Annotated in this window: 13 protein-coding genes; 9 read left to right on the top strand and 4 right to left on the bottom strand. The window is 69.6% G+C overall.

What is annotated here, in order from left to right; translation table 11 throughout:
- Window positions 1-88: 88 nt before the first annotated feature.
- On the bottom strand, window positions 89-1,297 hold the full coding sequence (locus K8625_RS25260) for a VWA domain-containing protein (RefSeq protein ID WP_223751017.1): 1,209 nt from the start codon (window positions 1,295-1,297) through the stop codon (window positions 89-91).
- Window positions 1,298-1,310: 13 nt separating this feature from the next.
- The gene (locus K8625_RS25255) at window positions 1,311-2,159 is read right to left on the bottom strand and encodes a MoxR family ATPase (protein WP_141331140.1); all 849 of its coding nucleotides are present in this window, start codon (window positions 2,157-2,159) and stop codon (window positions 1,311-1,313) included.
- 173 nt (window positions 2,160-2,332) lie between these two features.
- On the opposite strand from K8625_RS25255, the gene K8625_RS43840 reads away from it, so the two are divergent.
- The 3 genes from K8625_RS43840 to K8625_RS25240 all read left to right on the top strand — a co-directional run bounded on the left by K8625_RS43840 (window position 2,333) and on the right by K8625_RS25240 (window position 4,578).
- Window positions 2,333-2,497 (top strand): hypothetical protein, encoded by a 165-nt coding sequence (locus K8625_RS43840; protein ID WP_254042161.1) that lies wholly within the window; start codon window positions 2,333-2,335, stop codon window positions 2,495-2,497.
- A 169-nt stretch (window positions 2,498-2,666) separates the two neighbouring features.
- On the top strand, window positions 2,667-3,254 hold the full coding sequence (locus K8625_RS25245) for a vegetative protein (RefSeq protein ID WP_074958614.1): 588 nt from the start codon (window positions 2,667-2,669) through the stop codon (window positions 3,252-3,254).
- A gap of 799 nt (window positions 3,255-4,053) precedes the next feature.
- A complete protein-coding gene (locus K8625_RS25240; RefSeq protein WP_223751019.1) occupies window positions 4,054-4,578 on the top strand; it encodes a hypothetical protein in 525 nt (174 codons plus the stop codon).
- Between the two features lie 92 nt (window positions 4,579-4,670).
- Here the strand turns inward: K8625_RS25240 and K8625_RS25235 are convergent, their stop codons facing one another.
- Complete coding sequence (locus K8625_RS25235) at window positions 4,671-6,368, bottom strand: MASE1 domain-containing protein (protein WP_223751020.1); 1,698 nt, start codon at window positions 6,366-6,368, stop codon at window positions 4,671-4,673.
- A gap of 507 nt (window positions 6,369-6,875) precedes the next feature.
- On the opposite strand from K8625_RS25235, the gene K8625_RS25230 reads away from it, so the two are divergent.
- From K8625_RS25230 to K8625_RS25210, 5 genes are all read left to right on the top strand, one after another.
- On the top strand, window positions 6,876-7,988 hold the full coding sequence (locus K8625_RS25230; RefSeq protein WP_223751021.1) for a 3-oxoacyl-ACP synthase III family protein: 1,113 nt from the start codon (window positions 6,876-6,878) through the stop codon (window positions 7,986-7,988).
- 40 nt (window positions 7,989-8,028) lie between these two features.
- Window positions 8,029-8,646 (top strand): DUF2378 family protein, encoded by a 618-nt coding sequence (locus K8625_RS25225; protein ID WP_370640428.1) that lies wholly within the window; start codon window positions 8,029-8,031, stop codon window positions 8,644-8,646.
- A gap of 68 nt (window positions 8,647-8,714) precedes the next feature.
- Window positions 8,715-9,290 carry a hypothetical protein gene (locus K8625_RS25220; protein ID WP_223751022.1) on the top strand — a complete coding sequence of 192 codons (576 nt, stop codon included), beginning with the start codon at window positions 8,715-8,717 and terminating at the stop codon, window positions 9,288-9,290.
- Window positions 9,291-9,457: 167 nt separating this feature from the next.
- Window positions 9,458-9,928 (top strand): MarR family winged helix-turn-helix transcriptional regulator, encoded by a 471-nt coding sequence (locus K8625_RS25215; RefSeq protein WP_223751023.1) that lies wholly within the window; start codon window positions 9,458-9,460, stop codon window positions 9,926-9,928.
- On the top strand, window positions 9,925-10,353 hold the full coding sequence (locus K8625_RS25210; protein ID WP_223784141.1) for a hypothetical protein: 429 nt from the start codon (window positions 9,925-9,927) through the stop codon (window positions 10,351-10,353). The genes K8625_RS25215 and K8625_RS25210 overlap by 4 nt, the downstream gene beginning before the upstream one ends.
- A gap of 53 nt (window positions 10,354-10,406) precedes the next feature.
- Here K8625_RS25210 and K8625_RS25205 read toward each other — a convergent pair whose 3' ends face one another.
- Window positions 10,407-10,889, bottom strand: a complete 483-nt coding sequence (locus tag K8625_RS25205) for a nuclear transport factor 2 family protein (RefSeq protein WP_141331158.1) — start codon at window positions 10,887-10,889, stop codon at window positions 10,407-10,409.
- A gap of 164 nt (window positions 10,890-11,053) precedes the next feature.
- Here K8625_RS25205 and def point away from each other — a divergent pair, with 164 nt between their 5' ends.
- Window positions 11,054-11,563 (top strand): peptide deformylase, encoded by a 510-nt coding sequence (gene def / locus K8625_RS25200; protein WP_223751025.1) that lies wholly within the window; start codon window positions 11,054-11,056, stop codon window positions 11,561-11,563.
- Window positions 11,564-11,983 lie beyond the last annotated feature (420 nt).

The raw sequence follows: 11,983 nt of genomic DNA, 5'->3' as shown, positions 1-11,983 counted from the left end.
CGCACGAAAGGACCAGGCCCGCCCGCTCGCCGTCCGGCAGTCCACGAGCCCCTGGATTTTCTGGCCCTTGCTGGGGGCTCCGAGGACTTCAGCGCCGCGCCATCGCGCCCTTCACCGTGCGTCCCCGTGTCAGGTGGGCCACGGCCTCACCCAGGCCCTCCACGGTGAGGGAGAACATGGGGAACACGCGGGCGATGGTGGCGATGGAGCCCGTGCGCCACGCGCCCATGGGCTCGGGGTTGAGCCAGACATTTCGCTCGAAGTGCTGGGCCAGCTGCATCAGCCACGTCAGCCCCTCCAGCCCGTCCGCCTTGTAGCGCCCCTCCGCGTCGGTGCGGATGCCCAGCTCGTACGGGGCCATGGAGGCATCACCCACCATGATGAGCTTGTGATGTCTTCCCACCTGCGCCACCAGCTCCGGCACCGTCATGCCGCCGGTGAGCTGCGGCGTGGCGTAGAGCTTTCCGTAGACGCAGTTGTGGAAGTAATACGTTCGCAGTTCCTTGAAGTGCGTCGCCTGGCTCGCCACGGAGAACAGCCGGCTCATGGTGGCCGCGTACGGGTCCATGGAGCCGCCCACGTCCATCGCCAGCACCACGCGCGTGTTGGGCCTGCGCGGAGGACGCGTCACCACCTCCAGCTCGCCCGCGTTGCGCGCGGTGGCGGAGATGCTCTCGTCCACGTCCAATTCCTCCGCCGCGCCTTCGCGAGCGAACGCGCGCAGCTTGCGCAGCGCCACGGCCAGCTGCCGCGTGTCGAGCACCAGGTCATCGCGGTAGCCCGCGTACTTGCGCGCCCCCGCCTGCATCAGCGCCATGCCCTGCTTGCCGCCGGCCTTGCCGCCCACGCGCATGCCGCCGCGCGAGAAGCCATTGTTCCCGAACGGTGAAGTCCCGCCGGTGCCGATCCACCGGTTGCCGCCGTCGTGGCGCTCCTTCTGTTCGCGCAAGCGCTCCTCGAACAGGCGGCGGATCTCCTCCGGGTCCAGCGCCTCCAGCAGCGCCTGCTCCTCGGGCGTGAGCTGGGGTCGCTCGCGCGCGTCCTCCAGCCACTGCATCAGCTCCTGCGTCAGCTCCAGGCCCGCGGTCTCCACGCCCTGGAAGTGCGCGAGGAACGCCTGGTCGAACGCATCCAGCTGCGTCTCCGAGTGGACGAGGAGCGCGCGGCCCACGTGGTAGAAGCCGTCGAGGCTGCTGTCGTGCAGCCCCGCCTTCAGCGCGCCGGCCAGGGCGAGCGCCTCCTGCGCGCCCACCTTCACGCCTCGTCGCCGCAGCTCGTAGAAGAATGGCAGGAACATGCCGTCTCCTGGCTCAGGCGCGCGTGCGCCGGCCGCGCCCGAAGGCCTCCGCCACGGAGACCAGGTCCTGCTCCTTCTTCAGGAGCGCCCCGAGGAATGGAAGCTGCTCGTCCAGCTTCAGGTCCGTCACGCCCTGCGCCTTGAGCACGGTGATCCAGTCGATGAGCTCGCTGGTGGAGGGCCGCTTGCGCAGGCGGGAGAGGGCGCGCAGCTCGTAGAACACCTTGAGGGCCTGCTCCGCGAGCGCGGCGTCGAGCCCCGGGTGGTGCACGTCGACGATGCGGCGCATGAGGTCCGCGTCCGGGAAGTCGATGAAGTGGAACACGCACCGGCGCAGGAACGCGTCGGGCAGCTCCTTCTCGTTGTTGGACGTAATCACCACGATGGGGCGGTGCTTCGCGGCCACCTCGTCGTTGGTTTCAGTGACGCGGAAGCGCATCCGGTCCAGCTCGTGGAGCAGGTCATTGGGGAACTCCAGGTCCGCCTTGTCCACCTCGTCGATGAGCAGCACCACGCGCTCGGGGGACGCGAAGGCCTCGCCCAGGGGGCCCATGCGGATGTATCGCCGGATGTCCTTCACGTCCCCGTCGCCGAAGCGCGAGTCATACAGGCGCTGCACGGTGTCGTAGATGTACAGGCCGTCCTGGGCGCGCGTGGTGCTCTTGACGTGCCAGGTGAGCAGCTTCAGGCCCAGGGCCTCGGCGATGGCCTCCGCCAGGAGCGTCTTGCCGGTGCCCGGCTCGCCCTTCACCAACAGGGGGCGCTGGAGCGTGAGGGCACAGTTGACGGCGGCCTGGAGGCCCTCGTGGGTGAGGTAGGAGTCAGTGCCTCGGAAGCGGACGGGAGGAGGGGCCAAGGTCATGTTGGGCCTCCTTTAACATCCGGAGTGGCCGCGCGGGGGACCCGGGCCGCTCGCTCCCCCTCCCTCCAGGGCGGGTCAGACCCTTGGGCTAGGCTCGTTCGTATCCCCAGGAGGCCAAGGAATACGGTCCGCCGCGTTCTGGGTGGGTATCCGAGCCTGAGGAGGCACGTGTCGTGGGTCACCCGGTGGTGCTGACGGTGTTGTTGGTGTGGGCGCTCGCGTCGTTGGCGGGGGGCTGCCCCAGGGCGGGGGCCTCGCTGTTCGAGCTCCCGACGTCGGTGCGCAAGGTGGACCCGGTGACGCCGCGGCCCGAGCCGTTGACCTGCGCCCAGGGTTGAAACTGTTTCAGGGAGACGTTTCACCAGGCCCTGGAGTCGGAGGGTTTCGCTCGGAGCAGGACCTCGTGGAGGGTCCGGAGGCGGAAATCCGCTCGGAGGCGACGCTTGGCGCGTGCCGTGCAGCGGATTTCCCGCCGGGAACCCAGGACGGCGTATATCCTCCCGTCACATGTCCATTGCGAATGAGCTTGGAGAGATGTTCCGGCGCGAGTTGCAGACGCAGCTCGTGCCCTTGCAGCAGGCGGTGAGCCGGTTGGAAGAGGGCCTCGAGGCCCTGGACATGCTGCGCTCGGTGACCTTCCGGTTGGCGCCGCTGACGAGCCGTCTGGGTGCGGTCGCCGGTGTGCGGCCGGTGGCGGCGCGGCAGTCGTCGGTGTTGCCGGCGCCCGCGGCGAAGCGGGGCCGCAAGCCGGGTCGCAAGCCGGCGGCGCAGGTGGAGCTGCCGCTGGTGGCGACGAAGGGCGCGGCGACGCGGGCCCGGGTGGCGGAGGGTTCCCGCTCGTGCGCCATCATCGGGTGCAAGCGCCCCAGCCGTTCCAAGGGCTACTGCTCGGCGCACTACCAGAAGCTGCGGCTCCTGATGCGCACGGACCGTCGGCCCACCGCGTGGGTGGATGACGCGAAGCCGCAGTCGGTGCAGGACGTGAAGCTGCCGCGCGGCCGTGCGGCGAGCAAGGCGCTGCGTGAGGCCCAGCCGGCGAAGGGCAAGCGCGGTCGCAAGAAGGGCGGCAGGGGCGCGCAGGCGTCGCTGGTCTGAAGTCCCGCCGCGGATGTCTCGCGGCTCCCACACAAGCTCCCGGTGACCGGGCTCCTCGAGAGGGGAGCCTTGTTTCACGGCATCGAGCGGCTCTTCGGATGAGCCGCCATGCGAGCCGTGTGTCCCGAGCGTGCCAGCGGCAGCGAGGGCGATGAGCCCGAGCCGGGCGCCCCATATCCCGAGCGCGGAATGCGCACACGCGCCGCGGCGGGACGAGCGTGGACCGCCCGACCTCGTCACGGCCAAGGAGGCCAGGGCAGAAGGCCGAGCCCGGGTGCCCTGAATCCCGTGCGCGGAATGCTCGCACGCGCCGCGGCGGGACGAGCGTGGCGCGCCCCGACCTCGTCACGGCCCGGGATGCCAGGGCGAGAAGCCCGAGTCTTGAGAGCAGGGTGAAAGGCGCGCGTCGCCCTCGCCCCAGTGGCCCCAGGTCGGCGCGAGCACGGCTGCTTCCGGGCGCACGATGTGTCGAGCTTCTCGAAGCCCGCGGAGGCGCTGACTCCGGGGGGACTCCCCTCCACGTGGGCACCGCCCCGAGCCTGTCTCCACGAAACCTGAGCAGGGGCGCGCTCGCGACGGCCGCGGGGACGGTGGCGACGTGAGACCGAGGTCCTTCGGAACGGCTGCGGTCCCCGGTCCGAGCATGGAGTCCGAGGTGCGCGCGGAGGGGTGTTCAGCCGGCGAGCAGGTGCCTGGGACGCGGAGGTGGGAGGGCGTTCACCAGGCGGGCATGTGGCTGGCGGACAGGGCGATTTCGCCGCCGTTGACAGGTTGGGGGGAGGGATGGGATTCGGGCGCCATGAGTGAGCAAGGCTATCCAGTCACGGTGGCGGTGCGGCGCCCCGATGGTCGCGTGGAGCAGGTGCGCGTGGGCACGGCGTTCAGGAGCGAGGAAGGCTTCACGCTGCGGATGGGAGAGTTGTCCATCGGCTCGACGCCGGACGCGGCCTCCGCGGCGCCCCGTCGGTCTGCGCCGAGCGCGGGTGGTGGCGGCGGTGGCGGGGACGGAATGGTGTTCCCGAACTACGGCCGCAGCAAGGGCGCGCCCGTCGCGGGAGCGAGCATGCAGGACCTGGAGTTCTACGCGAATGGCGCGCGTCGTTCGCTGAACGACCCGAGCAAGTCGCGCTGGCACGACAAGGAGCGCCAGCTGCTCTCCGCCATCGAGGCGGAGATGGCGCGTCAGCAGGGCGGCGGCGGTGGCAACGAGGGCGGCGGCTATGGTGGCGGTCGCGGTGGTGGCGACAGCTACGGTGGCCGCGGTGGTGGTGGCTACCAGGACGACGTCCCGCCGCCCAACGACGACGACAACATCCCGTTCTGAGCGTCGAGCGGTCCTCGCGGGCACCGTCGAGCGCGGTGCCCGTGTGAAGCAACCCAGGAGGCGTGAGGTCGACCGCCCCGAGCGCCGCACCCTCAAGCCACGGCGCGAGTCTCCCCGGCATAGGGCAACCACACGGTGAAGGTGGTGCCCTGTCCGACGGTGCTGTGGACGATGACCTCGCCGTGGTGTCCGTCGACGATGCGTCGGACGATGGCGAGCCCCAGCCCGGTGCCGCTGGCGCGCGTGGTGAAGAACGGCTCGAAGATGCGCTGTTGCAGCTCGTCCGTCATCCCATGACCGGTGTCGGAGATGGTGAGCCGGGCGTGCGGCGTGCCTGAGCGCACATCCGTCTCGATGCGGGTGACCAGGCTGCCACCAGCAGGCATGGCCTGCACGGCGTTGGTGAACAGGTTGGTGAGCGCCACGTGGAGCAGGTGCGCGTCGAGCGCGATGGGCGGCAGGGACTCGTCCAGATCTCGCGACACGTTGATGCCCGAGGCCCCCGAGCGCAGCGACGCCACGAGCGCGCCCTCCACCACGGGGCCGAGTGACTGGCTGCGCAGCCGGGGCTCGACGGGGCGGGTGAAGTCGAGCAGGTCATTGACGAGCAGGGCCAGCCGTTCGACCTCCTCGTCCATGATGTCCATCAGGGAGCCGGTGGGGCCGGTGGCCATCTGGGGCGTCAGGCGTCGGATGGCGGCGAGCGCGTTGGAGATGGCGCCCAGCGGATTGCGGACCTCGTGGGCCACGGTGGCGCTCAGCTCGCCGAGCGCGGCCATGCGCTCGCGTTGCACCAGGGTGGCCTGGGTGGCGGCGAGCGTCTGCAGCGACTGTCGCAGCTCCTGGTTGAGGTGGCTGACCTCCTCCTGGGCGCGGCGCCGCTCGCTGAGGGCGCTGGCGAGCAGCAGTCCGGACACGCTGGCCACGGCGAGGAAGGACTGGAGGAAGGTGAGGCTGTCGTTGTGCCACGCGAACTGGGCGAACGGGCCGTTGCCCAGGGCGGTGTGCAGCAGGGACACCGAGGACATCACCGCGGCGGCCATGGTGATGCCCCGGGCCTCGAAGCGCAGCGCGGCCCACAGCAGGAAGGGGAACGTCAGGTACGTCACTGGATGGAAGGTGGCCGGAGGCGCGGCTGACGGCGGCATGCGGAACACCCAGTGGGTGGCCACGCCGAGCAGCAGCAGGAGCGCCACCAGCTCCAGTCGTCGCTGCCGGTTCCAGCCGCTGGTCCCTCGCGCGGTCCAGGTGAGCAGCAGGGGCGCGACGAGCAGCACGCCCATGGCGTTGCCCACCCAGAACACGCGCCACGCGGGCCAGAAGTCCGCGGGGGCCAGGCGCTGCGCGGACAGCAGCATGCTCATGCCCAGGCTCGCGCTGAGCAGGGTGGCGCCCAGGGCGCCCAGCCCCACCAGCCCCAGCACGTCGCGCACGCGGTCCATCGACGGGTGGAAGCGGACCACCCGGCGCAGCAGCAGCGCCCCCACCATGGCCTCCAGCAGGTTGCCCGCGGCGATGACGAACCCGGTGGACGTGACGGGCCCGTGTGAGGCGCCCACGGCGAAGGGCTCGACCAGGATGGCGGCCAGCACGAGCGCGGGCCACTCGCGGTGCCGGGTGAGCAGCAGCCCCGCGAGCGCCACGCCGCTGGGGGGCCACATGGCGGAGACGTGCTCGGGAGGAAACGCCAGCACCGCGCCCAGCCGTGCCCCCAGTGCATACGCGGCCGTGAAGAGCACCAGCCGGAGGACGGGCTGCCAGCGGCGGGGGAGGGACTCGAGCGAGGGCACGACCCATTCGTCGACCGGGCCTCCGCTCTGGGAGTGCGCGGTCCCGCGACGCCTTTCGGAGGCGCACACTGGCATGCTCCCACGCGCCCCGGGAAGTATCCGGGAAATCCCCGGGCCTCCGCCGGGAACCCCAGGAGGCCCTGGCGTGTCCAGTGCCATGGGTCCAAGATGTCTCGGCACTCGGAGTGCGCAATCACTCGCAACCCTGGCGTTGCTGGTCTCCGGGATGCCGCGTCGAGTGGAGTGGCGCCGCACCTGAAGTCAATGTATCGCCGGCGCTGCTTCAATTCCGCAGCAAGACGCTTCATTTCTGAAGCATCACGGTCCTCCTTGTAAATCCGGTGGGTTGAGCGCGCGTGGCTCCATGAAGCTCTTCAAGAGTGAAGCGGCTTCCGGGTTGAGAGGCCGTCATTTCAAGGGCTTCGTATCTGGCGTGAATCCTGCTCGATGCAGTGGGCCAGGGAATCCCTCCCATCCGGCGTGGCTGTGAAAAAACGAGGCCATGGAATGACACCCAATGTCTGTGTCGTCGGTGCCGGAGCATTTGTTCCTTCGCGGCGGGTGAGTAACGCGCGCATCGCGAAGGCCATCCCCGGGTGGCCGGCGGAGCGCATCGAGGAGAAGCTGGGCATCCGTGAGCGGCGGTTCTTGTGGGACTTCGACGAGGCGACGGGGCGCGCGGTGCCTCCGCCGGAGGACGACGGCCACTTCTACCCCGCGACGAACACGGACATGTGCGAGGTGGCGCTGCGCAAGGCGCTCGAGAGCTCGGGCGTGGACGCGAAGCAGCTCGACGCGTTGTTCGTGGTGACGTGCACGCCGGACGCGCCGCACTTCAACCACGACGCCATGGCGGTGCACCAGCGGCTGGGGCTGCGCGAGGACGCGTTCGCGCTGCTGGTGGACGATGGCTGCGGCGGCACGACGTACGTGTTGGACCTGGTGAAGAAGATGATGGACGGGGGCCGCTTCCGCACGGTGGCGGTGGTGGCGTCGGCCTTCACCTCGCCGCTGGTGAACCGGGAAGTGTACCAGGACGAGCTGCCACCGGGCCCCGGGCGGGCGAAGACGCTGCAGGGCTATCTGTCCATGTACGTGTTCGGAGACGGGGCGGGCGCGGTGGTGCTCCAGACGAAGGAGGACGCGCCGGGAGGTGCGGGCATCCTCGCCTCGTTCTCCGGCAACGCGCATGGGGACCTGGTCATCCGCAAGGGCGGCGGGACGCTGAAGCTGCCCTACCAGCCGGGGCGCTCGCGTCCGGCGGACATGGCCTTCGTGGTGGATGGCTTCCGCGTGGCGCGCAGCTATCCGGAGTACATGCAGAAGTGCCTGGACGCGGTGTTGAGTCCCCGACCCGACCTGAAGGGTGAGGTGAAGCGGTACTACTTTCATCAACCGAACAAGCGGGTGATGGACGCGTTCGTGGCGCGCGCGGGGCTACCCGCGGAGGCGGTGGCCTGCAATGTCGACTTGTATGGCAATACGTCGGCCGCGGGGATGCTCATCCTGTTGGCCGAGGACCTGGCGTGCGGGCGGGTTCGCCTCGGAGGAGGGGACATCGTTTTGGTGGCGGCCGTTGGCGCGAACATCCACTACGGCGCGCAGCTCATTCGGCTGTAGACTTCGGGTGCCTCCTTCCCCCCCATGGAGACACCGTTTGATGGCAGACATGGCTTTGAAGTTGGACGTGCTCGAACCCCAACTCGCACGAGAGCTGGAGGAGCGCGTCTCGTTGGCGACGCGCGACGACACCGCGCGAGGACTGTTTTTCAATGGCGTACTTGGCGCGGTCAGGGTGCTCGATGGCGAGGCCGCGGTGCAGCGTTGCCTCGCCGCTGCGGGAGAAAAGAAGTACGTCGATTTCTTCAACTACCCGGTGGAGGCGTACCTGAGGCTGGCCTTCACGGCGGCGCAGGTGATGGGGCCCAAGCTGGGTGGCTTCGACGCGGCGCTGCGGCGGATGGGCGTGCAGGCGACGACGGACTTCCTGTCCTCCGCGGCGGGCAAGACGTTGCTCCTGCTGGCGTCGAACAGCCCGAAGCGCATGTTGGGCAACCTGCACTCGGGCTACAAGGCGGCGGTGAGCTACGGTGAGCGTGGCGTGACGTGGACGGGAGACACCAGTGGTGTCTTCTCCATGAAGCGCGACTTCATGACGCCGGCCTATCACGAGGGCGTGCTCCAGGCGGTCATCGAGGCCGTCGGTGGCAAGCAGGTGCGGGTGAGCGGCAAGAAGACGGGGCCGCTCGACGCTGAGTACACGCTGTCCTGGCAGTAGCCGTCCTGGCGCGCCCGGACGGGAGGGCCGGGCGCCGTTAGGAGGGTGGACTCTCGACGGAGGTGCCGATGGCGCGGTGGCACGACGCAGTGGTGGCGTTGATGTTCGCGGGTGCGTTCGAGGCGCGGGCGGAGTCGGAGGTCTTCCAGTTCCGCACGCAGGAGGACGCGACGAAGCCCGCGGATGCGGCGGCCTGCGCGGCGGCGCCGTTCGAGGCGACGGTGAAGCTGGGGGCGGGCATCTACGTGCCGCGCGCTCGCGAGCAGGATGGCAAGTGGGTGGACCTGGGGCAGAAGAGCGTGGGCATGGCCACGGCCTGTCTGCGAATCACGCCGGGCACGCCGCTGGCGCCGGGCAACCAGGTGCCGGCCCACATGCGCTTCGTCCTCCCGGAGGGGACCTTCGCGGCCACGGGCACCTGCAACGTGGTGTCGAACGACGTCCCCGTCGCGGGCCTGGTGCTCGCCGGGTGTGCGCTGAAGCTGGTGGAGATGCCCGCGGGCTACGTGGGCGGCACGGTGTCGAGCACCAGCTCGTTCAACCCGAAGAAGCTGCCGGGGTATGCGACGGGCTCGTACTACACGCTCCTCGCCTACCGGGGCTCACCGCCCAAGGCGGCGGGAGCCAAGGCCCCCACGCCCTGAGTCCTGGAGCACGGAGGAGCCTCCCGCGGTGATGGCTCCCCGCGCCCGGGAGCGCCGTCCCGGCTCGAGTGCCCCGTGTACCCTCTGCGGGCCCCGGCATGGACCGGGAGGCACATTCGTTCCGATTTCGGAAATTCCGAAAACGGAATGATTGTTGCGCGAGTATCATGAAGCGGCTCAGATTCGTTCTCGAGGTGCACCGGGCCACGCATCGCATCGGCCTGTTCCTGGAGGGGGCGGCGCCGCCGCTGGGGCTCTCGCAGGGGGAGGCCCACCTGCTGGCGTACCTGTTGGAGGCGGGGGACACGTCGTTGAGCGAGCTGCACGCGGCCTTCGGCCACAAGCGCTCCACGCTGACCAGCTACATGGACCGGTTGGAGGCGAAGCGGCTGGTGAAGCGGGAGGCGCGGCCGGAGGACCGGCGCTCGTTCCAGGTCTCCCTGACGGGGCCGGGGCGGACATTGGCGACGCGGGTGCACCGGCGCCTGGAGGCCCTGGAGGCGGTGGTGCTGGGGCAGCTGGGAGAAGAGGACGTGGAGAGCTTGCGAGCGGGGCTCGAGGCCATCGCCGAGGTCGACCGGGAGGAGCACCCGTCCGAGAGCCCGAGGCGAATGCGGACGAGGACCCGGTCGACATGAGCGAGGATTGGAATCAGCTGGAGGACGCGGCCTTCGTGGCGGCGGTGGCCTCGGCCACGTATCCGGGCGAGCGGTTCGGGCACCGCGAGCACCTGAGGTTGGCCTGGAGCTGCCTGCGCGAGGAGCAGGGGTTCGACCGTGGACTCCAACGGGTGCGAGCGCTCATCCAGCGCTATGCGGCCGCGCTTGGAGCCACGGGCAAGTACCATGAGACGCTCACCCGGGCGTGGATGGAGCTGGTCCAGGTGGCGATGGAGCTCACCCCCGAGGCCCGGTCGCTCGAGCAGTTGCTGGAGGAGAATCCGCACCTGCTGGACGCGACGCTCCTGGCGAGGCACTACCGGAAGCAGACGCTCGACTCCGCCGAGGCGAGGACGGCGTGGGTGGCGCCCGACGTCACGCCCCTGAGGCCACCGGCGGTGTGAGGCGCGCCCTGGGTCGAGCGGCGCGCCGGAGCGGGGCCGGTGAGGTGGGCTGCTCAGGGAGCGGCGGTGCCCCGCTCGCGCATGTACTTGTCGAGCGTCTTCCGGGCCTGGGCGCGGACCTGGTTTCGCAGGAGGGGCGTCCATCCGAGCACCAGTCCCGCGGGGCCGAGCGCCTGTCGTGACCAGGCCCAGAAGTCGAAGCGGTCACGGTGGCGGACAATCTTGCCGTCGCGGAACTCGAACTCCGCGTCGATGCGGTTGAGGACCTTCCGGCCGGTGGTGGAGAAGGTGTAGTTCGCATCCCAGTGGGCGCGGCCGGAGCGGTCATCGGCCTGGATGTCGCGGAAGGTGAGCTCCAGGTCCTTGCCCCGCTCGCAGAGCATGCTCCACATGGAGGTGGTGCCCGCGTGGCGCAGTCCGACGAAGACCTCATCGGTGAACTCCACATCCGGGTGGTAGCAGGCGTTCATGGCCTGGGCGTCGCGGCGCTGGAACGCCGAGTAGAAGTCGTTGAGGAGCTGAGCGTGCGGGTGCATGGCGCCGAGGTCTAGCAGACCTGGGGACCTCCGCGCTGGGAGGCGGGCCTCCGACGGGGCGGGGGCCCCGACGGATGGGGCGCTGGGGCCTGGCCAGGGTCCATCATTCCAGGGACATGCGGAATGGCGCGGCGAAGGTGGGGCGCACATGGCAGATTGCGCCCATGGCTCGCGAAATCGTTATCTGGCCCAACAAGGTCCTGACCACTCCCACGAAGCCCGTGACGGACTTCGGCCCCGCCCTCCAGACGCTCCTGGAGCAGATGGCCGAGTCCATGAAGGAAGCCGAGGGCATCGGCATCGCCGCCAACCAGGTGGGCGAGCCTCTTCGGGTGGCGCTGGTGGGGCGGGAGGACGGGACGTCCTTCGAAATCGTCAATCCCCAGGTGCTGGAGAAGAAGGAGCCCGTGAAGCTGGAGGAGGGGTGCCTTTCGGTTCCCCGGGAGTGGGAGAAGTGCCCGCGCTTCCACAAGGTCAAGGTCCGCTACCAGGACCGGACGGGGGAGTGGCACGAGCTGGAGGCGGAGGGCCGCATCGCCCACATCCTCCAGCACGAAATCGACCACCTGGATGGCCACGTCTTCGTGGACCACCTGTCCTCGCTCAAGCGCACCCTCATCCTGGACAAGATGAAGAAGCTCCAGAAGTCGAAGGCCCGTCAGAAGGAGAGCTGACCCGTCGAGGGGCAGCCGGAGCGACGAGCCGGACGATTCGGGGATGGGGCGCAAGGGCCTCCCGGGTTCCCCCAATGGACCGGGCCGGAAAATCCGCCGGGTGGATCATCCGGTATTTGACGGACGGGATGTGACGAGGTAGTAACTGGACCCCTGCTCGTCGCCCTGGCGCTCCGGCCCTGGGGAAACGAACAACGGGGGAAGAAAAAGGTCGACGAAGGTTGTTGACCTGGAACGCGGTGGTGATAGAAGCCGCGCCCCTCGACGAACCGGTGAACGCAGCAGCCCACCGGGGCGGACGAAAAGAATCAAACGGATCTGACCAAATAGGTTGATCCGGGACGCGGCGAAGAGGTAGAAGCCGCGCCCCTCCGGAAGAAAGCAGCGGAAGCCACTGGGCGGCGCTGAGGACTTCGGGAG

It is taken from the genome of Myxococcus sp. AS-1-15, from assembly GCF_020037055.1.
Lineage (GTDB): Bacteria > Myxococcota > Myxococcia > Myxococcales > Myxococcaceae > Myxococcus > Myxococcus fulvus.
The sequence above is the reverse complement of the archived record's forward strand: the minus strand, read 5'-3'. Positions and strand labels throughout refer to the sequence as shown.